This is a genomic window from Flavobacterium sp. MEB061 (assembly GCF_000834715.1).
In the GTDB taxonomy this organism is placed as follows: domain Bacteria; phylum Bacteroidota; class Bacteroidia; order Flavobacteriales; family Flavobacteriaceae; genus Flavobacterium; species Flavobacterium pectinovorum.
Genome location: NZ_JXQR01000074.1, coordinates 286,809 through 309,609, shown reverse-complemented (window position 1 = coordinate 309,609; position 22,801 = coordinate 286,809). Strand labels below are relative to the sequence as shown.

The 22,801-nt window shown below is 31.4% G+C and carries 18 protein-coding genes and 1 tRNA gene; 8 read left to right on the top strand and 11 right to left on the bottom strand.

Annotated elements, in window-relative coordinates; genetic code table 11:
- Positions 1-66 precede the first annotated feature (66 nt).
- The 5 genes from RT99_RS22410 to RT99_RS22390 all read right to left on the bottom strand — a co-directional run bounded on the left by RT99_RS22410 (position 67) and on the right by RT99_RS22390 (position 3,759).
- The gene (locus RT99_RS22410) at positions 67-1,179 is read right to left on the bottom strand and encodes a two-component regulator propeller domain-containing protein (RefSeq protein WP_052483769.1); all 1,113 of its coding nucleotides are present in this window, start codon (positions 1,177-1,179) and stop codon (positions 67-69) included.
- A 258-nt stretch (positions 1,180-1,437) separates the two neighbouring features.
- Positions 1,438-1,851: an ester cyclase gene (locus tag RT99_RS22405; protein WP_042566956.1), complete on the bottom strand. Its 414-nt coding sequence runs from the start codon at positions 1,849-1,851 to the stop codon at positions 1,438-1,440.
- 101 nt (positions 1,852-1,952) lie between these two features.
- Positions 1,953-2,534 carry a Crp/Fnr family transcriptional regulator gene (locus tag RT99_RS22400; RefSeq protein WP_042566955.1) on the bottom strand — a complete coding sequence of 194 codons (582 nt, stop codon included), beginning with the start codon at positions 2,532-2,534 and terminating at the stop codon, positions 1,953-1,955.
- 333 nt (positions 2,535-2,867) lie between these two features.
- A complete protein-coding gene (locus tag RT99_RS22395; protein ID WP_042566954.1) occupies positions 2,868-3,383 on the bottom strand; it encodes an ester cyclase in 516 nt (171 codons plus the stop codon).
- A 301-nt stretch (positions 3,384-3,684) separates the two neighbouring features.
- Positions 3,685-3,759 (bottom strand) — tRNA-Val (locus tag RT99_RS22390).
- A gap of 263 nt (positions 3,760-4,022) precedes the next feature.
- Here RT99_RS22390 and RT99_RS22385 point away from each other — a divergent pair.
- Entirely contained in the window at positions 4,023-5,813 is a 1,791-nt protein-coding gene (locus RT99_RS22385) for an ABC transporter ATP-binding protein (protein ID WP_042566953.1), read from the top strand.
- 152 nt (positions 5,814-5,965) lie between these two features.
- Here RT99_RS22385 and RT99_RS22380 read toward each other — a convergent pair whose 3' ends face one another.
- Positions 5,966-7,135, bottom strand: coding sequence for a proline dehydrogenase family protein (locus RT99_RS22380; protein ID WP_042566952.1), 1,170 nt, complete (start codon positions 7,133-7,135; stop codon positions 5,966-5,968).
- 253 nt (positions 7,136-7,388) lie between these two features.
- Here RT99_RS22380 and RT99_RS22375 point away from each other — a divergent pair, with 253 nt between their 5' ends.
- The 6 genes from RT99_RS22375 to recQ all read left to right on the top strand — a co-directional run bounded on the left by RT99_RS22375 (position 7,389) and on the right by recQ (position 16,367).
- Positions 7,389-9,698: an O-antigen ligase family protein gene (locus RT99_RS22375; RefSeq protein WP_042566951.1), complete on the top strand. Its 2,310-nt coding sequence runs from the start codon at positions 7,389-7,391 to the stop codon at positions 9,696-9,698.
- Positions 9,699-9,852: 154 nt separating this feature from the next.
- The gene (gene aroB / locus RT99_RS22370; RefSeq protein ID WP_042567216.1) at positions 9,853-10,920 is read left to right on the top strand and encodes a 3-dehydroquinate synthase; all 1,068 of its coding nucleotides are present in this window, start codon (positions 9,853-9,855) and stop codon (positions 10,918-10,920) included.
- 298 nt (positions 10,921-11,218) lie between these two features.
- The gene (locus tag RT99_RS22365) at positions 11,219-12,622 is read left to right on the top strand and encodes a decarboxylase (protein ID WP_042566950.1); all 1,404 of its coding nucleotides are present in this window, start codon (positions 11,219-11,221) and stop codon (positions 12,620-12,622) included.
- A 106-nt stretch (positions 12,623-12,728) separates the two neighbouring features.
- Entirely contained in the window at positions 12,729-13,697 is a 969-nt protein-coding gene (locus RT99_RS22360; protein WP_007811609.1) for a deoxyhypusine synthase family protein, read from the top strand.
- A gap of 7 nt (positions 13,698-13,704) precedes the next feature.
- Positions 13,705-14,115 (top strand): hypothetical protein, encoded by a 411-nt coding sequence (locus RT99_RS22355; RefSeq protein WP_042566949.1) that lies wholly within the window; start codon positions 13,705-13,707, stop codon positions 14,113-14,115.
- Positions 14,116-14,258: 143 nt separating this feature from the next.
- The gene (gene recQ, locus RT99_RS22350; protein ID WP_042566948.1) at positions 14,259-16,367 is read left to right on the top strand and encodes a DNA helicase RecQ; all 2,109 of its coding nucleotides are present in this window, start codon (positions 14,259-14,261) and stop codon (positions 16,365-16,367) included.
- 67 nt (positions 16,368-16,434) lie between these two features.
- Here the strand turns inward: recQ and RT99_RS22345 are convergent, their stop codons facing one another.
- The 4 genes from RT99_RS22345 to RT99_RS22330 form a co-directional block, all read right to left on the bottom strand.
- On the bottom strand, positions 16,435-16,950 hold the full coding sequence (locus RT99_RS22345) for a DinB family protein (RefSeq protein WP_042566947.1): 516 nt from the start codon (positions 16,948-16,950) through the stop codon (positions 16,435-16,437).
- A 41-nt stretch (positions 16,951-16,991) separates the two neighbouring features.
- Positions 16,992-19,577: a phosphoenolpyruvate carboxylase gene (locus RT99_RS22340; protein ID WP_042566946.1), complete on the bottom strand. Its 2,586-nt coding sequence runs from the start codon at positions 19,575-19,577 to the stop codon at positions 16,992-16,994.
- 90 nt (positions 19,578-19,667) lie between these two features.
- Positions 19,668-20,147: an Lrp/AsnC family transcriptional regulator gene (locus RT99_RS22335; RefSeq protein ID WP_007805990.1), complete on the bottom strand. Its 480-nt coding sequence runs from the start codon at positions 20,145-20,147 to the stop codon at positions 19,668-19,670.
- 77 nt (positions 20,148-20,224) lie between these two features.
- A complete protein-coding gene (locus RT99_RS22330; RefSeq protein WP_042566945.1) occupies positions 20,225-21,379 on the bottom strand; it encodes a M14 metallopeptidase family protein in 1,155 nt (384 codons plus the stop codon).
- A 312-nt stretch (positions 21,380-21,691) separates the two neighbouring features.
- Here RT99_RS22330 and RT99_RS22325 point away from each other — a divergent pair, with 312 nt between their 5' ends.
- On the top strand, positions 21,692-22,165 hold the full coding sequence (locus RT99_RS22325; protein WP_042566944.1) for a helix-turn-helix transcriptional regulator: 474 nt from the start codon (positions 21,692-21,694) through the stop codon (positions 22,163-22,165).
- Between the two features lie 83 nt (positions 22,166-22,248).
- Here RT99_RS22325 and RT99_RS22320 read toward each other — a convergent pair whose 3' ends face one another.
- Entirely contained in the window at positions 22,249-22,800 is a 552-nt protein-coding gene (locus tag RT99_RS22320) for a 1-acyl-sn-glycerol-3-phosphate acyltransferase (RefSeq protein WP_042566943.1), read from the bottom strand.
- Position 22,801: the final 1 nt, after the last annotated feature.

The following is a 22,801-nucleotide window of genomic DNA, read 5'->3' as shown; positions in this document are numbered from 1 at the left end:
GAAGATATATGCCTTTGAATTGTAATATAAAATGAAATATTTGGTAAAATTGAGTTTGTAATTGATCTAAAACTTTCTTTCAAAAGAAATACCATTGAATACATATACACCACTTGGACTTGCTCCTCCAAACCACAATTCTCCTTGTTTACTTCTGTATATAGTCCAAATATGTTTACTGTCAAGTCCGTCATCTTTGGCAAAATTTTTCACAGAAGTGCCATTATATTTCCATACACCAGATCCTACAGTCCCAAACCAAATATTTCCTGAAATATCCTCTCCAATGGAGAAAACTCTCTCAAGAGAATTGCCTTTGGTGTCTTCCTTCTTTAATTTTTGTTGTGCTGTAAAATTGATTGTTTCTTTTCCATCATACTTAAGAACGCCAATCCCATTATTAGCAATCCAAAGATTCCCTTTACTGTCTTCCATTATACTACGTATATGCAAAGAACCAGTTTGTCCGTTTAGTCCCAGATATTGATTGTCTATTATTTTAAAATTGGAGCAATTATAACCAATTACGGCACCGTACATTCCAAACCAAATTGTTCCATTTTTAGCTTTCACGAAAGGCGTTGAAATGTAATATTTAAAGCCATCTCCAGGTTTAGGCGTCACAGGAAACAAGCGATAGGAAAGCTTTCGTCCTTCATATTGATACACCCCTGGATTCTTTTCAAGTTTATTGTAGCCCTCAATTTCATCTCCCTTAAACCAAAGATCACTATCGTTTAATTGCCATTCGTTTTTTGAATTGTAATTTCTTTGTTTGTAGATACTCAATTTTTTCCCCTCATAAGTACTTAGCCCTCTCCCACATTCAAACCAAATTATGCCATTTTTATCTTCATAAATATTCCTGACCTGATTGTGACTTAATCCGTTTTCTGTCGTGAAATATTGGAGCTTGCCATTGTTAAGCAAACATACTCCTTCGTTGTAACTGCCAAACCAAATATTTCCTTTGCTATCTTCTAAAATTGAACGGACTCCCGAGGTATATTTCAATCTTATATCACTGATTTTACTTTCAATTGGTTGAGTATTATTTTTAGCCTTATTTGATTGACTTTGATTATTACAAGAAATTGTTACAATAATCAAAAATGTGTAGTAAATGTTAAGTATGTATTTCCTGTTTAATTTTACTTTCATCTTAGGGATATTTTTCATAATTGACAATTTGTATATACCAGATAATGCATATCATACTTATTATATTCAGTTTGCAATGTACCATAAAGTTTTAAGAAAGAATATTTGGGATTTATATATTTTTTGAGCTAACAAAAATATAATCTAGTGAGGTTTGCAAGAGATATAAATAAACAACGCCACTGTCTTCCAATGGCGTTGTTTGTCTTTATGTGGAGTGTATGGGATTGCATTCGAACACTTAATCCCTATGTCATTTTATCAGAATGTTACTTTTTAATTTGTAGGTACTGCTCCAATTTGTTGCAACAATGCTAATAAATCAGGTTGCCCATATTCTTCTATAATTTGATTATCAGTAAGACGATAAAAATTAGTAGCTTGTATTTTAATACTATTTCCTGTTGGAGGGACTCCAAAAAAAGTTCCTTTATGCGTACCAGTCATTGTAAAACGAATAGCAGATTTATCGTTTTCGGAAATTATTTCTTCTAAATACCATTGGATATCAGGAAATCCTTTGCGCATCATCAAGATAGTTTCCAAATACCCTACCGGACCAATAAGAGGTTCTGCTTGACCTGGTACATGAAATTTTGCTGTGGGATTAATAAGCTGTTGTGCTAAATTTTCATCAGCAGTATTAATAAATTCAACAAATTGCTTAAAGAAATTTTTGTGATTAGTCATTTTTTCATTTTTAAAATTTATAAGTAAATGTACAATGGCAATTTGCAGTCAGCTATTAAACAATCTTAAGAAATTGTCTTAATATAAGTTAAGAGTAAGAACTATTTAATATGTGTTTCACTACGAATTTTACTAAGAAATTCAGGTGTAATACCAAGATAAGAAGCTATTTGAGTATTAGGCAGTCGTAATGCAAGTTGTGGATATTGTTCTAAAAAATCTAAGTAACGTTGATTTGCATTTGAGCTAATATTTTGTAATAAACGATTTTGAAGCTCAATGAACTTTTCTTCAATAATAACCCTGAAATTTCGATCAAATTTCGGTACATTAACGAATAAGTAAAGTAAGTCTTGTTTTTCAATTTGCAGGATAAGAGAAGGTTCAACTGCTTCAATAAATAGTTTGCTTGGTTTTTCTGAGTAAAAGCTTCCTAAATCTGCTAACCACTCATTTTCGACCGCAAAACTAATATTGTGTTCAGAGCCTTTTTCATCTACGCTATACATTTTAAAACAGCCCTTAACTACAAAAGTATAATGTTTGCAAACAAAATTTTCCTGCAAAATCATTTGTCTGCGCTTGATTTGTCGCTGCGTCGTCCTTTTGTCTAATAATGAACTTTCTTCTTTATTTAACGGAAGATAATTTTTAAAATTTTCGATAATAGGCTGTGCAGTCAATTTCTATTTTTTTCGTTTTGATCTTTGCTTGTCAATAATTCAATCAAATTTACAGATAAATATTTTATTTCAATGAATTGGATAAACTTTGCAGGGGCATTTACAATAACCGATAGCGCGGATTTATAATCCATGCTCACAACGGAAAGATAGCAAAATAAAACTCCTTAATTTCTTAAGGAGTTTCTTGGTGGTCTGTCAGGGATTGAAATCGAACACCTTGTTCCAATTTTGACGTTTTTAGAAAATATAAAATAAAGTATTTGGTAACGTTTTTCAGCTTTGCTTTAACAAATACTATGTTGGGTGATGTGCTTTTGGATTGGTATGTTCCTAAAACATAGGATGAGCATTTGCAGATTTTTTTGGTACTTCTTGCACTACGTCCCAATGTTCTACAACTTTTCCGTTTTCAACTTTGAAGATGTCAATAGTAGAAGTGGTTGTTTTGCCTTGTTTTGATTTGGTATGAATGTAAACTAAATCGCCTTCTGCACTTAAATGCTGAATGTCAATTTTTTCTTTTTGCGCTCCTTTGAACCATACAGTAACTGCTTGCCTTAAAGCCTCCTTACCGTCAGCTACCGATGGGTTATGTTGTATATAAGTGTCACCAATATATTTGTCAATTACGGTAACATCTTTGTTGCCAAACAATTCCTGATATAAATTAGCAACCAATTTTTTATTAACTTCTAACTGTTTTTGATTGGCAGAGAAGGTTTGAATTTTCTTATTTAACGAGTCAATATTCGTCTGTGTCGTTGTGCTCTTCTCTTTTGTATTACAAGATAAGAGTAACAACGTTAAAGATATCAATGACAATAATGTGAGTTTTGCTTTCTTCATTTTTTTATCTTAGTTAATTTGAAAATCTTGAACTGTTTTTGGTCGTCGGTCGCATAGTACCCCAACGCATTAATACCCGCTATTTTACAGCACATATCTACCTGTTGATGGATGTATATACGCTACTGAATTAAGCGTAAAGTTTTACAATACTACAAAAAACAGCGATATGATTGGCTTTTTGGGCAAGCAAATTGAAATTTATTTTTTTAGATAGGGGAAAATTAAGCTAAGCAAATTGTGAAGTATTGTTAACAAAAAACAACGCCATTGGATTCCAATGGCGTTGTTTGTCTTTGTGTGGGCGATGAGGGGTTCGAACCCCCGACCCCCTCGGTGTAAACGAGGTGCTCTGAACCAGCTGAGCTAATCGCCCTATTTTACTAGGCTGCTATCATTTCGTGATTGCGAGTGCAAATATACAGCTAGAATTTGTATTTGCAAGCATATTTATAAAAAAAATGAAATATTTTTTCATATTAATATTTATCAATCTGTTATTCAGTTTTTTAAAAAGTAAAGAAAATTTATCTTTTTATTATTTATTTAGTTAAAAAACAAAATCTTAAACGGAATCGATAATATTCTTTTGTATTCATTTGCCAGAGTCATACATTTGCATACCTTAATTGTATTCAAATGGCAAGATTTCAAGAAAATGATTTACCTAAAGCTAAATTAGACTCTAATTCAATTCAAAAAGCACTTAAAATTTTTAAATACGGTAAAAATCACAAATGGAAATTTTTTCTGGGTTTGATTTTTTTATTATTAACCAGCGCTACTGCCCTCGCCTTTCCAAAATTAATGGGAATGCTGGTAGATTGTGTTACCAATAAAAATCTTGCGAGAGCTAATGAAATAGCTGTTGGCCTTATGGTAATTTTGGTTCTGCAAGCTGTTTTTTCTTTTTTTAGGATTTCTCTTTTTGTAAATTTTACTGAAAACTCATTATCCAATATTCGTTTTGCATTGTATGAGAATCTGGTAAAACTTCCAATGTCTTTTTATTCTCAAAAACGTGTTGGAGAACTTAACAGCAGAATCAGTGCTGATATTTCTCAGTTGCAAGACACTTTTACAACTACAATTGCCGAGTTTTTGCGTCAGTTAATCTTAATTATTGGAGGTTTTGTGATTTTAGGAAATATTAGCCCAAAATTAACCTTAATGATGTTGGCTATTGTGCCGATTGTGGCTGTTGCTGCAGTAGTTTTTGGAAGATTTATTCGTAAATACGGAAAAAAAACACAAGATAAAGTAGCCGAAAGCCAGGTAATTGTTGAAGAAACATTACAAGGAATCAGTAATGTAAAAGCTTTTGCCAATGAATGGTACGAAATTCAGCGTTATAAAAATAAGATTAAGGAAATAGTAAAAATTGCAATTAAAGGCGGTCAATACCGTGGTTATTTTGCTTCGTTTATTATTCTTTGTCTTTTTGGATGCGTTGTAGCCGTTGTTTGGTACGGAATTACCCTTACCATCAAAGGCGAAGTTGAAGGCGTTGGAGATTTAATTTCTTTTGTTCTCTATACTACTTTTATTGGAGCTTCTTTTGGAGGAATTGCCGAAATGTATGCTCAAATTCAAAAAGCGGTTGGAGCAACAGAACGTGTTTTTGAATTATTGGAAGAAACTCCGGAAGATATTAAAGCAAGTCCCAAAGATTCTTCTTTAGAAAAAATACAGGGAAATGTAAGTTTCAACAATGTAGCTTTCAGTTATCCTTCCCGTAAGGAAGTTCAGGTGCTGAAAGAGGTAAATTTTAAAGCCGAATTTGGTCAAAAGATCGCAATTGTTGGCCCAAGTGGAGCCGGAAAATCCACCATATCTTCTCTTTTGCTTCGCTTTTACGATATTACATCGGGAGAAATCCTTGTAGACGGAAAAAATATCTACGATTATGATTTGGAGAATCTTAGAGGGAATATGAGTATTGTTCCGCAGGATGTAATTTTATTTGGAGGAACAATTAGAGAAAATATTGCTTACGGAAAACCGGATGCAACAAATGAAGAAATCATGCTGGCGGCAAAACAAGCCAATGCCTTAAATTTTGTGGAAGGTTTCCCGGAAAAATTCGAAACCCTAGTGGGAGAACGAGGCGTAAAATTATCAGGCGGTCAACGCCAGCGTATTGCAATTGCACGTGCGCTGCTTAAAAACCCAAGTATTTTAATTTTGGACGAAGCTACATCATCATTAGACAGTGAAAGCGAAAAACTGGTTCAGGAAGCCTTAGAAGTTTTAATGGAAGGAAGAACAAGCATTATTATTGCGCATCGCCTTTCGACCATTAGAAATGCTGATAAAATTTTAGTTCTCGATAACGGAAAAATTACGGAAGAAGGAACGCACCAGGAATTAATAAATCTTGAAAACGGAATCTACAAAAACTTAAGCAATCTTCAGTTTAGTAATTCTTAAACTGGAAATTCCAATTTTTTATCCCGAAGCTTCGGGACCAAATTCCAATACAAAAAAAATCCATTTGCAAAACAAATGGATTTTTTTGTAAAATCTAAAATCTAAAATCTAAAATCTAAAATCTAAAATCTAAAATCTAAAAGTCAGAAAGATTATTTTCCTTTTCTTCTATTACGTTCTGCTTTAATCATAGATAATTCGCGGCTTGTTTGCCCAGCAACTGAAGTGTTTTCTTCAGCACGACGAATTAAATAGGGCATAACATCTTTTACAGGTCCAAACGGAAGATATTTTGCTACGTTATAACCGTTTTCAGCCAAATTATAGCTGATATTATCACTCATTCCGTACAATTGTCCAAACCAGATTCTGTTATCGTTTTTCGCAATACCTTTTTCCTGCATCATTTCCATCAATTTATAAGAACTTAATTCGTTATGAGTTCCTGCAAAAATTGACATTGTTTCTAAATGGTCTAACATATAATGCACAGCAGCATCATAATTAACATCTGTTGCTTCTTTCGAAATACAAATTGGCGAAACATAATTTTTCTCTTCTGCTCTTTTGTTTTCTTTTTCCATGTAAGCGCCGCGAACCAATTTCATTCCAATAAAAAATCCTTCGTTTTTGGCAACTTCATGTAATTTTTTCAAATAATCCAAACGATCCCAACGGTACATTTGTAACGTATTAAAAACAATTGCTTTTTCTTTATTGTATTTGCGCATCATTTCGGTAACCAAATCATCTGCAGCATCCTGCATCCAGCTTTCTTCACCATCAATCAATAAAGCAACATCTTTTTTATGTGCCTCGCTGCAAACATGATCAAAACGAGCTACTACTCTATCCCATTCTGCTTGTTCTGCAGGAGTTAACGTTTGTTTTTCTCCTAATTTTTCATACAATTCAAAACGACCAAAACCTGTTGGTTTAAAAACTGCAAACGGAATTGCCAAACGTTCTTTAGCAAATTCAATAGTTTTTAAAGTCATTTGTAAAGCAGCATCAAATTGCTCTTCTTCTTCTTTTCCTTCAACTGAATAATCTAAAACAGACGAAACGCCTTTTGTAAACATTTTGTCTACCACTGTAATACAATCGTTTTCGTTTACACCACCACAAAAATGGTCAAAAACAGTTGCACGGATTAATCCTTCTACCGGAAGATTTGCTTTTATGGCAAAATTGGTAACAGCAGTTCCTATCCTTACTAAAGGCTGACTGTCAATCATTTTAAAAAGAAAATAAGCTCTATCGAGTTCTGTATCACTTTTCAACGAAAATGCAACTTGGGTGTTGTCGAATATTTTTTCCATTAAGTTTATTTTTTGTGCAAATATAGATAGAGTTTTGATTATTGTTCAGTTATAGAGGTGTTTTTTTGGTTTTAGTTATGTTAAAACTCAATTAAAACTTAGATAATTAATTTAATGCAAATTTTCAATGCATTGAGCATGATTAATAAATTGATTCCTTCAAATTATTATTATTTTATTGTTGTAAGATATTTTTTAGAAAATAAAATGTAAGTTTTTATTTATAAATGTATCTTTGTGAAAATTTATTACGATGGAAAAAAGTATCAATCTAAAATCAATTCTAAACAAAGGTTCATTAGTTCCAAATTATATTGTGTTACTATTTATAGGAGCAATTTTAGTTATTGATTTTTTACCCCATTCTAAAACTATAGACATACTTTACCCTCAATTTTTATATCTGTCTATATTAAATTTCGTAATGTCTATTTATTTGTATTTCAATGTAAAAGAAATAACAATAGATGTAATTTCTTCCATTAAAAGATCTTATTTGTTTTGGGCCTATTTTACATTTATAATTATTTGCGGATTATCAGTTCTTGCAGCAAAAAACACGACTTTGGTAATAGAAAAATTCATAGAATTGATAATTGCTTTTTGTCTCCTTATAAATTTGACAATCCTTTTAAAAAACAAACTTCACCTACTGCCTAAAATTATCCTCATAATTGGCATTTCCGCTTTTTTTCAATCTGTTTTAGAACTTTATTACTTAAAACAAAAAGCAAATCAAACTACAATAGTGACAGCACTTGGCTTAATGGCTGAAAGAGCAGGAAATATCAATATTTTGGCAGCAAGTTTAATGATTAAAATACCCTTTTTGCTAATTGGGATAACGCATTTTTTGGGGCTTAAAAGAATCTTTTTAGTAATTACCCTTTTATTCGCAACAACTACTATATTTTTAACGGGAGCAAGAACAGCGCTTCTTAGTATTATTTTAATTTATATTCTATATGTTATTTATTATTTTAAAACATATTCTTTTAATAAATCATCATTTTACAGTTGTCTTACATTTATAATTCCGCTTATATTCTCTATCGGAATAACAAATGCTATTTTTAAAAAATCTGAAAATAATGATCGTTATACTTCTATAAATAACAGAATAAAACAAATTAATACTTCAGATGCTTCAGCAAACCTTAGGCTTTTGTTTTGGAATAATACGCTGCAATTAATTGAAAAACATCCAATAAACGGCGTTGGTTTAGGAAATTATAAAGTAGAATCTATTCCTTATGAGAAAACTCAAATGGATGATTCATCTATTTCCCTTCATTCTCACAATGATTTTTTAGAAATAACTTCTGAAACAGGAATCATTAATGGTTTGCTTTATATTTCCATTTTTGCATTTGTTTTTTTTGTAAACGCAAAACGAATTTTAAAAGCAGAGGATATCGAGACAAAAACAATAGCCATTTTAGTATTGATGCTAACCGTAGTGTATGTAATGGACTCGCTTTTGAATTTTCCAATGTTTAGACCTACAATGCTGATTTTTCTATGCTTGTTATTGGTTCTGACGCTAGTAAATACGCCAGAAATAAAAAGCTTCGAATATCATTCAAGTAAAAATAAAATTTATCTGGCTTTGCTTCTTGTTAGTGCGGTTACAACTTATTTCACATTTTTAGGATATAAAGCATCAAACTTAGAATATGTAATACAAAAGGACAATCAAAATTCTTTTGTAAATAGTGTTCTTACCGGAGATGAATTAATTAAAGAATTGCCTAAATACAAAACAACACTTAGTACTGCTGAATCATTTTATGAATATGCCGGGATTTATTATATGAATGAAAAAAAATATAACGAGGCTTTGAAGTATCTCTCTAAAGCAAATAAAATAAATCCGCATTTTGGGCGTATAGATTTTTATAAAATGCTTATTTCTAATGCAAAAGAAAACAGAGACAGCGCCTATATTTATGCCAAAGAAGCATTTTATTTGCGTCCAAGAAATTTAAACTTCTTTAAAATGTCAGCACAATTTGCCCGTGCAAAAAAGGATACACAGGAAATATTAAAAGAGCATAAATTAATTACTCAATACAGAAAAATTCCCCAAGCCTGGCAAATAGCGGCAGAAGAACTTCAAAAAGCAAATTATGACAATAATAAAACACTAAATTTTATAGATCTTGGACTGAAAGAATTTCCTGGAGACAGTATTTTGACAAAGCAAAAAAATGATATTTTGGTTAGTAATTATATTAAAGAAGGACGAGCTCTTGTAGATAAAGGTAATTCGGATAAAGAATTAAGTTTCTATACAAAAGCTCTCGAGTTAGATCCTAAAAATGCTGAAGTAATGCAAAATATGGCCTTCTACTATTATAATAAAGCAAATTATAAACAATCATTATCTTATTTTTTGGATGCATTAAAATACAAAAAGTTTAATTCGGGAAGAACAGAATTTTTTATAGGGAATTGTTACTTAAAGCTTAATGACAAAGAAAATGCCTGTCAGTATTTCAATTTGTCCAATTCTAAAAACTTTCCCGATGCAAAACAGCAAATAGTTCAAAATTGTAAATAATAAATCTCATCTGTACTAATACACGTGCAAATTCAAGTTTTATGCTATCTATACTAATTCTTTTTAGGGATTATTTTGTTTAAATTATAGAAAAACTTTGGACATTATTTAGTTAAAAATGCCTTATTTTGTGGTTTCAATTAACCAAAGAAATATGCAATCTATTCAAGCCAATAATTATTTAGTGCATTTCAACCAAAATGCATATGAAGCTTTAAATAAACATTTAAAAGACAATAAATATTCAAATTTGTTTATCATCGTTGATAATGAGACAAATGAGCATTGTTTACCAAAATTTTTGCCTTTACTTGAAACCGATTTAACGATTGAAATAATTGAATTTGAATCTGGCGAGGTTAATAAAAATATTGAAACTTGTATTGAAATCTGGAACGTTTTAACAGAACTTGGTGCCGATAGAAAATCTCTTGTAATTAATCTTGGCGGCGGCGTTGTCACAGATTTAGGCGGATTTGTAGCTTCGACTTTCAAACGCGGAGTTGATTTTATTAATATTCCAACTACCTTATTATCTATGGTTGATGCTTCTGTTGGAGGAAAAACCGGTGTTGACTTAGGAAATCTTAAAAACCAAATTGGAGTTATTAATGTGCCTCAAATGGTTTTGATTGATACAAATTATCTTGAAACTTTACCACAAAGTGAAATGCGCTCTGGTTTGGCAGAAATGCTGAAACACGGCTTAATCTACGATGCTCCATACTGGAAACAATTTTTAGATTTAAAATCTATTGATTATGCTGATTTTGATGAATTAATTTATCGTTCTGTAGAAATCAAAAATGAAATTGTAATACAAGATCCAACAGAAAAAAACATCCGTAAAGCCTTAAATTTTGGACATACTTTAGGTCATGCCATAGAAAGTTATTTTCTGGAAAGTGAAACTAAAAAAACATTATTACACGGTGAAGCAATTGCCGTTGGAATGATTCTTGAAAGTTATATTTCATGGCAGAAAAATTTAATTACAGAAGCAGAATATACTGAAATCAAAAACGCAATTAAAAACATTTATGATCATGTAGTGTTTGAAGAAAATGACATCGATCCTATCTTAGAATTACTTATTCATGATAAAAAAAATGAGTACGGATTGATTCAATTTGCACTTATTGAAGGAATCGGAAAAATAAAAATTAACCAATCCGTTGAAAATAAATTGATTCTGAATGCGTTTCAAGATTATAAATCTTAAACTTTTTTTAATTAAAACCATTGCTTTAGGTATATATTATTTTTTACATTTGCCACGATGAAAACAAACAATAAACAGAGAAATTTTAGTTCTTATAGAAACCGACTCAATAGTTCTTTACTAAGGATGTTGAACCGTTTTTATAATAGTAAAAGTCCGTTTTGTTTTGATGTTTTCTCATGCTCAAAAGCAGAACACGAAAAACTGCAAATTATATTTGCCAATATCAGGGTTTGAATTTAAGATTATTATCGTATCTTAAATTAAAAAATTACAATCCTAAAATATTGAAAAATAAATGAATACAAAATATTCTGACCTAATAAATCAAACTTACTATTTTCCACAAGAGGAATTTAAATTAAATAAAGACAACTTGCAATTTCACAATATCGATTTGATGAAATTAGTTGAGCAGTATGGCACGCCATTAAAATTTACTTATTTACCTCAAATTTCTGAAAATATCAATAAGGCAAAAGCCTGGTTCAGAAAATCAATGGAAAAAAATAAGTACGAAGCAAAATATTACTATTGTTATTGCACAAAAAGCTCTCATTTTGAATACATTATGAATGAAGCTTTTAAAAACAACATTCATATTGAAACATCATCAGCGTTTGATGTTAATATTGTTGAGAATTTGTTAGAAAATGGTAAAATCAACAAAAGTACTTATGTTATTTGCAATGGTTTTAAAAGAGATGAATATATCAGCAATATTGCGAGATTAATCAATAACGGACATAAAAATACTATTCCGATCATTGACAACTATGAAGAACTTGATTTGCTTCAGGGAGAAATCAAAGGAAAATTCAAAATTGGAATTCGTATTGCAGCTGAAGAAGAGCCTAAATTTGAGTTTTATACTTCAAGATTAGGAATTGGATATAAAAACATTGTTTCGTTTTACAAGAAACAAATTCAGGAAAATGAAAAGTTAGAGCTTAAAATGCTTCACTTTTTTATTAATACCGGAATAAATGATACAGCATATTACTGGAATGAGTTAGTAAAATGTATTAAAGTATACATTGCGCTTAAAAAGGAATGCCCTACTCTGGACGGATTAAACATTGGAGGCGGTTTCCCAATTAAAAATTCACTTGCATTTGAATATGATTATCAATATATGATTGATGAAATTATCAATCAAATTAAAATCGCTTGTGATGAAGCTGAAGTTGATGTTCCAAATATTTTTACAGAATTTGGATCGTTTACAGTAGGTGAAAGCGGTGGTGCTATCTATCAGATATTGTATCAAAAACAACAAAATGATAGAGAAAAATGGAATATGATTGATTCGTCATTTATTACTACTTTGCCGGATACTTGGGCTATAAACAAACGTTTTATCATGCTGGCGGTTAATCGCTGGAATGATACTTACGAGCGGGTTTTATTAGGAGGATTGACTTGTGATAGTGACGATTATTACAATTCAGAACAAAATATGAACGCTATTTATTTGCCTAAATACAACAAAGAAAAACCATTATATATTGGTTTCTTTAATACTGGTGCGTATCAGGAAACTATTGGAGGATATGGAGGTTTACACCACTGTTTGATTCCGCAGCCTAAACATATTTTAATAGATCGTGACGAAAACGGAATTTTAGCTACCGAAGTTTTCTCAGAACAACAAACTTCTGACGATGTATTGAAAATTTTAGGATATACAAAAAAAATATAAAAAAAAACCTGCAAATTAAATGTTAATATATATAAAATTGTTAATTTGCAGTATCATGTAAAAGGTCAAACTTTTAATTCAAAAAAAAACAAAAAAACAAAAAAAAATGAAAGGACCTATCAGTCAGTTTATTGAAAAACATTATTTACACTTTAACTCTGCTTCTCTTGTGGATGCTGCAAAAGCATACGAACAACAATTAGCAAACGGTGCTAAAATGATGGTAAGTATGGCTGGCGCTATGAGTACAGCAGAAATTGGTAAAATTTTTGCCGAAATAATTAGACAAGATAAAGTACAGATTATTTCTTGTACCGGAGCCAATCTAGAAGAAGACATCATGAATTTGGTGGCACACTCTCATTACGAAAGAGTGCCTAACTATCGTGATTTGACACCAGAAGACGAATGGGCTTTGCTTGAAAGAGGATTAAATCGTGTTACAGACACTTGTATTCCTGAGCATGAAGCATTTCGTCGTTTGCAAAAACACATTTATAAAATCTGGAAAGATGCTGATGATAAAGGTGAACGTTATTTTCCGCATGAATTCATGTATAAAATGCTATTATCAGGTGTCTTAGAAGAATATTATGAAATAGATTTAAAAGATAGCTGGATGTATGCAGCAGCAGAGAAAAATTTACCTATTATTGTTCCGGGTTGGGAAGACAGTACAATGGGAAATATCTTCGCTTCTTACGTAATCAAAGGAGATTTGAAAGCTTCTACCATGAAATCCGGAATTGAATATATGACATTCCTTGCTGATTGGTATCCAAAAAATAGTACTAACGGAATTGGATTTTTTCAAATTGGTGGTGGTATTGCAGGAGATTTTCCTATTTGTGTTGTTCCAATGTTGTACCAGGATATGGAAATGCATGATATACCGTTTTGGTCTTATTTCTGCCAAATTTCAGATTCAACAACTAGTTACGGATCTTATTCCGGAGCAGTTCCAAACGAGAAAATCACTTGGGGTAAATTAGATATTAAAACCCCTAAATTTATTATTGAGTCGGATGCTACAATTGTTGCTCCATTAATTTTTGCTTACTTATTAGATTTATAGGATATTTATGAAAAGAGTTATAGTAGACTACGCTAAACTTACCAATGAAATTTTAAACCTTTTGGTAGAAAAATTTCCTGATGGTTATGATGATTCGGATGTTATCCGTTTTAGAAATGCTAAAAACGAATTGATCGAAGCTGTTGAAGTACGTACTGAAGACACTATTTATTTAGTAAAAATTAGTACTAAACTTGCTGACAGAATTGAGAATTACGATGAAGACGATGATATTGACGTTGATGTTGATACAATCGAACCAGTAAAAGGTCTTGATCTTGACGATGATATTGATGACGACGATGATGACGATGCAGTAGACAAACCAGATACAGATGGCGGAGATGACGACGACGACGATGACAGAGACCCAGATGATATTGCTGATGACGATGATGATGAAGACGACGAAGATTAATTTATCTCCTTCAAAATAAAAGTAAAGGAACTCTATACGGAGTTCCTTTTTTATTTTGAATACTAAAATCATGTATTTTTTTATAAGTAAAATCTTATATTTATAATTTCTTTAATATATTTACTTTCGCAAATAAAAGCCCAATGAATTCAGATATATTACACGCCAAACTAAAAGAAAATTTTGGTTTTGAAAAATTCAGACCTAATCAGGAAACCATAATTAACACTATTCTTTCGGGTCAGGATACTTTGGCTATTATGCCAACAGGTGGCGGAAAATCGATTTGTTTTCAATTACCGGCTTTGGTTTTACCAGGAATTACAATTGTAATTTCTCCTTTAATTGCCTTAATGAAGGATCAGGTAGATAGTTTAAAAACCAACGGAATTTCAGCTTGTTACATAAATAGTAGTCAATCCAGCGAAGAGCAACAGTTTTATATAGATAATTTAAAATCGAATACTTTTAAGCTTGTTTATATTGCTCCGGAGAGTTTATCGTACTTAGATGTGGTTTTTAACGAATTGACAATCAGTTTAATTGCTATAGATGAAGCACATTGTATTTCATCCTGGGGACATGATTTTAGACCGGCATATACTAATTTAGGATATTTAAAAAGCCGCTTCCCTTCTACTCCTGTATTGGCTTTAACAGCTACTGCAGATAAAGCGACCCGTACTGATATTACAAAACAACTAAAATTAAGAAATCCGAAAACTTTTGTAGCATCCTTTGATAGAAAAAATTTAAGCCTTGAAGGTCGTCCTGCATTAGACCGTGTTAAACAAATTATTGATTTTGTAGAAAGCAAACCCAATGAATGCGGAATTATTTATTGTCTGAGCCGAAAAACTACAGAAGAACTTGCCGAGAAACTGCGAAATAAAGGAATTACGGCAAAGGCATATCATGCGGGTCTGGATAATAAAGTTCGTGCACAAACACAAGATGAGTTTATTAATGATGATTGTCAGGTTGTTTGCGCAACGATTGCTTTTGGAATGGGAATTGATAAATCGAATGTGCGCTGGGTCATTCATTATAATTTGCCTAAAAATATTGAAGGCTATTATCAGGAAATTGGCCGTGCCGGTCGTGACGGACTGCCGGCAGAAACAGTTTTATTTGAAAGTTATGCCGATGTAATCCAACTGCAGAAATTTGCTTCAGAAGGATTAAATTCTGATGTTCAGCTGGCAAAACTGGAGAGAATGAAACAATATGCAGATGCTTTAAGCTGCAGAAGAAAAATTTTGCTTTCCTATTTTGGTGAATTGGTTAATGAAAATTGTGGTAATTGTGACATTTGTAAAAAACCACCCGTATTTTTTGATGGGACTATTCTAGCTCAAAAAGCATTATCGGCCATTACTCGTTTGCAGGAATCTGAGCCTTTGGCAGTAATTGTAGACTTTTTAAGAGGCTCGAAAAACGCATATATCTACGAAAAAAATTATCAAAGCTTAAAAACGTATGGAATTGGCGCTGACATTTCGTGGTATGATTGGAATCAATACCTTATTCAGTTGATTAATCTGGGATACCTTGAAATTGCCTTTCATCAGCACAATAAAATTTTGCTTACTCCTTTTGCCAAAAAAGTTTTATTTGAAGGTGAAAAAGTAAAATTGACTACGGTTGTTAAAAAAGTAATAGACAAAAACGAAATCAAAGAAACAAAAGCTAAAACTGCTAAAAATTCGCTTTTTGAAATACTTCGAAAATTACGCTACGAAATTGCAAAGGACGAAGAAGTTCCTGCTTATGTAATTTTTAGTGATGCTGTATTAAGACAAATGGAAACCTTGCGCCCAATGAGTGATGAAGAATTTCTTGCCATTGATGGTGTTGGTAAAGCTAAACTTGAAAAATATGGTCAGGAATTTATAGATGCAATTGTTTATTATGAAAAAGTAAAAAAGACAAATGCTAAAGCTAAAAAAGAAGGTAACACGTATAAAACAACTTTAGAACTTTTCAAAAATGGAAACAGTATTGAAGAAATTGCAGGAAAACGAAATTTAGGGCAAACAACGATTGTGTCGCATTTGGCAAAACTATATGTAGATGGAGAAGATATAGATTTAAGTTCATTTGTTACAGATAGCGAAGTTCAACAATTACACAAAGCACAAATTGAACTGGAATATCCAACAGCATTAAGGTCATATTATGATCACTTTGAAGAAAAATTATCTTATGATAAAATTCGTTTTGGTCTCGCTATTGTGGAGAGAAATAAATAGTCTTTTATAAAACAAAAAAATCCTGTGAAGTTATTTCACAGGATTTTTTTAAGCTAAATATTTAATACTATAAATACCTTTCTTCGAAAACTTTTTGATGATGTTTTTGATGACCAATAATTACAAAACCTAAAGCACGAACAGAAATCTGAATGTTAGAAGCAGTTCCAATTCGTTTAAGTTGTTCTTCAGATAAACTCTTATAAAACAATAAATTTGAATGTCTTAGTGCAGATAATTCTGTTAGTAAATCCTGAATACTTCTCCCATTTGCATTGGTATTGTTTGCATAATCATCTTCTTCAAAACTTGCCAAAGCAGTTTTATCATTTCTTGAAAAACGTAAAGCACGATAAGCAAAAATACGTTCACAATCAATTAGATGCTGAATAATATCTTTAATTGTCCATTTTCCTTCTGCGTAGCGATAATCAAATTTATCCATCGGGATATTTTGAACAAACCGGATAAAATCATGCAGAGAAATCTCTAATTCTTCTATTAGGTTTACATCACCGGCTTCACGAATATACGTTGCAAAACCACCTGAATATTCATTTTCTAATAATTGGTTTGAATTCATTTCTATTACTTTTTGTTATAAAATAAATTAAAATTCTAGTCTTAGGCTGAGTTTCTACTCGCGTTTGTATTTCCGAAAAGAGATCTTGTTACGATTTTTTCGTAAACTTTAATCAGCTCTTCATTATTGCCATTTTCTTTGTTTAGTTCATTAATTCTCAACAAAGCATATTGCTGTATTGTCAACAACGGCATAACGATACGTTCTCTTATTTGAATAGAAGCTATACCATCAGGATAATTTTCCATCAATGTTTTATGACCTGCAATTTTAAGTAAAAGACGTTTTGTTTCTAAAAACTCGTCGTAGATAATTTGCCAGAATTCACCAAATTCAGGATCTTTTTTCATGTAAGCTGTAAGAGGGAAAAATGATTTTGCCAATGACATCATACTATTTTCAAGCAATGTTCTAAAGAATAATGAATTATGATACAAATCACTCACCTTATCCCATTGATTATTGTCTTCAAAATATTTTAAGGCAGTTCCTACTCCAAAAAATCCCGGTACATTTTGTTTCAATTGACTCCATGAACCTACAAACGGAATTGCTCTTAAATCAGCAAAATCCAATTGTTCAGATTTACTTCTTTTAGAAGGACGGCTTCCAATATTTGTTTTAGAATAATACTTTAACGTACTCATCTTTTCTAAATACGGAATAAACTTTGGATGATTTTTAAAACTTAGGTATTTATCATATCCTAAACCAGCCAATTGTGTTAAAATCTCAGTTTCTGTAGCAGTTAACTCGTTTTTCTCTTTGCTAAAAACCTGATTCGTTACACCGGCACTTAATAAGTTTTCGATGTTATAACGGCAAGAATCCAGAGTTCCAAAATTTGAACTAATCGTTTGCCCCTGAACTGTAATTTGAATTTCGTTATTTTCAATTTTTGGTCCTAAAGACGCATAAAATTTATGTGTTTTTCCACCACCACGAGCAGGAGGTCCGCCACGGCCATCAAAGAAAATAGCTTTAATGCCATATTTTCTTGAAATTTCCGTCAATGCAATTTTAGCCTGGTAAATACTCCAGTTTGCCATTAAATAACCACCATCTTTAGTTCCGTCAGAGAAACCAAGCATAATTGTTTGTTTATTGCCCCTCGCTTGTAAATGTTTAGAATATTCAGGATTTGTATACAACTGCTCCATGATTTCATGCGCATTCTGTAAATCATCAACTGATTCAAAAAGCGGAATAATATCAACGGTAGGATTTTCCCAATTGTTCAAACGAATCATGGCAAAAGTTTCCATAACATTCAGCGCGCTTTCGTTATTGCTAATAATATAACGGTTGGCACCAAACTCTCCATTATTTTGCTGAATCGTTTTTATAGCCTGAACAGATTCTAAAGTAGATCTGGTAATTTCATCTTCAAAATGTTCAGGATTCAATTCTCCTTTTACTTTTGATAAAACAACCAGTTTTTCTTCTTCAGATAATTCATAATAGTTTTCAGGGAAAATTTTCGAACCAGAATTCAAATAATAATTTACAACATCTTTGAATACTGCATTATGAATCTTACTATTCTGACGAATATCCAAAGTCGCAAAATGGAATCCGAATAAATTAATTTTTACTAAAAACGCATCCAATTCATCTAAATACAATGATTGGTGTTTTTCAATAATAATGTTTCGAATTACATTAAGCTGAGATAATAATTCGTCTAAAGTAATGTAGATTTCTCCTTTTGAATAAAAAACAGAACGATAAAGTTTTTGTTCAAGATCAGACACTAAAGTATCTACTCCTAAGAAAGTTAGCTTTCTTTTTAAACTTCTCATTTCAACATAATAACACTTCAAAATTGAAGTACGCAAACGTTCAGCAACTTTCAAAGTAATTTCAGTTGTCACAAAAGGATTTCCGTCGCGGTCTCCTCCCGGCCAAAAACCAAGTTTGATTAATTGGTTTTGAATAGCATTTCCGTGAAGGATATTTTTCTGCAGATAATGTACAATTTCTCCAGATGTAGCATAGAAAACATTCTCCAGATACCAAATCAAACTTACCGCTTCATCGTAAGGATTTGGTTTTTCATTCTGAATAAATGGAGTTTTTCCTAACTGAGCTAGTAATTGTTTAATCTGCAATAAATTATTCAATCGAATTGCTTCGGTTAAATCATTTATAATTCCAAGTACCGGACCTGGATAAAATTGCGTAGGATGCGCCGTTAAAACCGTTCTTACATTGAAATTTTCAAGAAATTCAATAAGATCGTCGTCTTTTTCCTTTGCATCCGATTTTTCTTTGATATCACGAAGAGAACCACGCCCTTCCATATTATTTACAACCGGAAAAGCAGCATCTTCAATGGCATCAAATAACACAATCTGACGTTCTATGTATTGAATAAATCGAAACATTAAATCGATTTTTTCAGTCTCAGTTGCGTTATTTAAATATTTATTAGAAAAGAAATCAAAAATTTCTTTTGGTGTTTCCTGTTTTTTAAAGCCCGTTTCGCAAGTTTCTGTAAATAAAGGAAGTAGAACTCCTGTATTATCTATAGAATCAAAAGGTAATGTTATAAAAACACTATTATAAATGTGGTATTTTGAGAGAACGTCTTGATTAAAGCGCTCAATTTTGGGTAACGTATACATAATCGTGTTATAGTTGGTTGGTTAATTGGTCATAAAAAAACCCCAAGAATAAACTTGAGGTTATATTTTAATATAGCATTCAAGAAAATATTACATATTTTTAAATATAGTATGCATCAAACGCTTCTTATCGTTTATACTTTCTTCTAATGAAATCATTGTTTCTGTTCTGTAAACGCCTTCGATATCGTCGATCATGAAAATAACTTCCTTCGCGTGTTTCGTATCTTTCGCTCTAATTTTACAGAAAATATTGAATTTTCCGGTAGTTACAGAAGCCACAGTTACGAAAGGAATTTGGTTTATTCGCTCTAATACAAATTTAGTTTGAGAGGTATTATTAAGAAACACACCTACATAAGCAATAAATGAATACCCTAATTTATCGTAATCTAAGGCTAGTGAAGATCCCATTATAATTCCTGCGTCTTCCATTTTTTTTACTCTAACATGTACTGTTCCAGCAGATATCAATAATTTTTTTGCAATGTCAGTAAACGGAACTCTCGTATTGTCTATTAACATATCTAAAATCTGGTGATCTACTTCATCTAAACGAAATTTACTCATAATTCTTTAATTAATATTACTAATTGCTATAACAAAGTATAAAAATATGTATAAAAAATAACAAATTCACATAAAAATTAACTTTTTGTCAATCCGTTAACAAATTTAACATTTTTATTTAAATAAAAATTTGCTTTTTGATTCAATTTCGGAATGTTATTAAAGTCATCTGTATAATCTGCACCTTGAGCATCATATTCATAATGACCAAAATAATTTTCCAAGTCGCCTACTTCAACTATGTAAGCGTTAAACTGAATCTTATTTTCAATCAATTCTTCTTTGTATTGTGCGACAAAATTCGTAATAATTTCGATACCATCATAATTTATTTTGATGTTTTTATACATAAAATCATAAAAAACGACTTTATTTTGTGAAATATTCAAATAATCATTAATTCGATTGTCAACTAAATCGTTTTCGGAAAGGAGTTTAAAACTCGAAATTAGTGAGAAAAATATTAGTTTTCGGGTAATTTCTCTTTGATAATCGTTCGGAAAATGACCAGCTTCAAATAAAATAGTTGGAACTCCTAAGAACTGAAAGGTATCTCCAATACAATTAATATTGAATGAATCATCAAAACGTCCCACCTGTCCCGGAATATACTCCTGTAATACATCATTAAGGCCTGCAATAAGGTTTATGGCTTTTAATCTGTTATCATTTATATCACGAGCTTCGTTATAAGATGGTGCCAAAAAAGAAACAGTTGCCGGTTTACCACTATCTCCTGCGCCAAAAATTGTGCGCTGATCATGAAGATTAAAACAATAATGAGGTTTAAAATCTTCGAATACTTTCCTTAAAATAATACTCTCTGGCTGAGTCAGATTCTGTGAATCTCGGTTTAAGTCAATTTTATTGGCATTTTCACGAGTATAAAGCGCCGCCCCGTCAGGATTTAGAATTGGAATAGCGTAAAAAGTAAACGTTTTTAGCATTTTATCTGCAAAATCCGACTTACTGTTTAATACATTAATAAAATCAAAAAGCGCTTTGGTTGTAGTGCTTTCATTTCCGTGCATTTGAGACCATAAATAAATACGAGTTTCTCCTGTACCAATTTCATAACTATATATAGGTTTGTTTAAAACCGAATGTCCAATAATTTTTACCTCATTATTAGTATTTAGTTTATCTAATAATGGCTGAATATGATCTAAAGTTAGATAACGTCCCGCAATAGATTGCTCTTTGTATTGATTAAATAATTCTTCTAAATTCATTGTAATTTGATTAGTTTACAAAAGTAAACATCTTTATTTTTACAATTGTAAACATGGGGAATTTGAAATTATTTAGAAATGTAAACAGTTTTTAAGCTCTGAGAATTGTTTTTTAAGACTTCATTGTTAACATTTGTTACTTCTGTTAATAAAACGTATTATATTATTGAATTTCAATTAATTAAATACTATTACTTACAGTAAAATCGAGTGTTTTTTGATCTTAACTATCTGATTTACTATTGTAAAATTGCTTATTTCATTTATTATAGTTACATTTGTAAACATCATTTTTTAAATATAGAATTTACAATGGTAAACATCGATGATTTTGTAAAAAGGCTTGAAATAATACTCGATTATTATGCTCTAAACGCCTCTTCTTTTGCTGATAAAATTGGCGTGCAGCGATCTAGTATGTCTCACCTACTTTCTGGCAGAAACAAGCCAAGTCTTGATTTTGTTCTTAAAATTTTGGATGTTTTTCCGGATGTTGACTTGTATTGGATTTTAAATGGCAAAGGAAGTTTTCCTAAAAATGAGGAAGAAACTGTAAATTCTAAAATTGAAAATACCGTTGAAACAGAAAAACCTTCTGCCCCTATTCCATATAATGAAAATGAAGTTTCGAAAGATTTATTTTCAGGAATGAATAAAAAAGAGGAAAGTCAGGAAAAAAGATATTTTTCAGAATCTAAAAACTCAAATCTAAATTTAGAAGAAGGTGAAATCGAAAAAATTGTATTTTTTTATAAAAACGGAACATTTAAGGTGTATAACCCATAATCTGAATTTTCGCGTATTTAAATTTTTTTAAAAATATTTTTCAAATAAGGGATTCTCACGGAATCAAAAAAACAAACTAAAATTTAGATTTGAACACCATTCTCCGGAATTTTTCCTAAGACTCCTGTAAAATGTAATTTCAAAATTTCCAGATCGGCTTCATAATTCCCAGTTGGCTGAAGAGGTTTTCCAAAATTCACTTCTTTCTTTCCCCAGTTAAAAGTTACCGGAACAATAGGTACATTTGCTTTAAGAGCAATATAGTAAAATCCGGTTTTAATTTCCTTCACTCCTTTTCGGGTTCCCTCTGGAGCAACGGCAAGACGAAAAACTTCTTTTCTGTTAAAAATAGCAGCAATAGAATCTACCTTATTTAAACCACCGGTGCGATCTAAAGGTTCTCCGCCCATATATTTAAAATAATAACCAAACGGAAAAGTAAACAATTCCTTCTTTCCTACCCAGTTCATTTGCAGTCCGGAGATTCCGCGGGTTAAAACTCCCAAATAAAAATCATGATTGCTTGTATGAGGCATAACCATCAAGACACATTTTTTTACTTCAGCATTTTCGATACCCACTATTTTCCAGCCCATTAGCTTAAAAAAAAGGAATTTGTATAATTTTTTCTTCATT

Coding starts and splice junctions, on each gene's coding strand:
- RT99_RS22340 (WP_042566946.1), bottom strand. CDS start 19,577: ATGTATACGTTACCCAAAATTGAGCGCTTTAATCAAGACGTTCTCTCA.
- recQ (WP_042566948.1), top strand. CDS start 14,259: ATGAATTCAGATATATTACACGCCAAACTAAAAGAAAATTTTGGTTTT.
- RT99_RS22345 (WP_042566947.1), bottom strand. CDS start 16,950: ATGAATTCAAACCAATTATTAGAAAATGAATATTCAGGTGGTTTTGCA.
- aroB (WP_042567216.1), top strand. CDS start 9,853: ATGCAATCTATTCAAGCCAATAATTATTTAGTGCATTTCAACCAAAAT.
- RT99_RS22405 (WP_042566956.1), bottom strand. CDS start 1,851: ATGACTAATCACAAAAATTTCTTTAAGCAATTTGTTGAATTTATTAAT.
- RT99_RS22365 (WP_042566950.1), top strand. CDS start 11,219: ATGAATACAAAATATTCTGACCTAATAAATCAAACTTACTATTTTCCA.
- RT99_RS22380 (WP_042566952.1), bottom strand. CDS start 7,135: ATGGAAAAAATATTCGACAACACCCAAGTTGCATTTTCGTTGAAAAGT.
- RT99_RS22360 (WP_007811609.1), top strand. CDS start 12,729: ATGAAAGGACCTATCAGTCAGTTTATTGAAAAACATTATTTACACTTT.
- RT99_RS22320 (WP_042566943.1), bottom strand. CDS start 22,800: ATGAAGAAAAAATTATACAAATTCCTTTTTTTTAAGCTAATGGGCTGG.
- RT99_RS22335 (WP_007805990.1), bottom strand. CDS start 20,147: ATGAGTAAATTTCGTTTAGATGAAGTAGATCACCAGATTTTAGATATG.
- RT99_RS22330 (WP_042566945.1), bottom strand. CDS start 21,379: ATGAATTTAGAAGAATTATTTAATCAATACAAAGAGCAATCTATTGCG.
- RT99_RS22355 (WP_042566949.1), top strand. CDS start 13,705: ATGAAAAGAGTTATAGTAGACTACGCTAAACTTACCAATGAAATTTTA.
- RT99_RS22385 (WP_042566953.1), top strand. CDS start 4,023: ATGGCAAGATTTCAAGAAAATGATTTACCTAAAGCTAAATTAGACTCT.
- RT99_RS22325 (WP_042566944.1), top strand. CDS start 21,692: ATGGTAAACATCGATGATTTTGTAAAAAGGCTTGAAATAATACTCGAT.
- RT99_RS22395 (WP_042566954.1), bottom strand. CDS start 3,383: ATGAAGAAAGCAAAACTCACATTATTGTCATTGATATCTTTAACGTTG.
- RT99_RS22375 (WP_042566951.1), top strand. CDS start 7,389: ATGGAAAAAAGTATCAATCTAAAATCAATTCTAAACAAAGGTTCATTA.
- RT99_RS22410 (WP_052483769.1), bottom strand. CDS start 1,179: ATGAAAAATATCCCTAAGATGAAAGTAAAATTAAACAGGAAATACATA.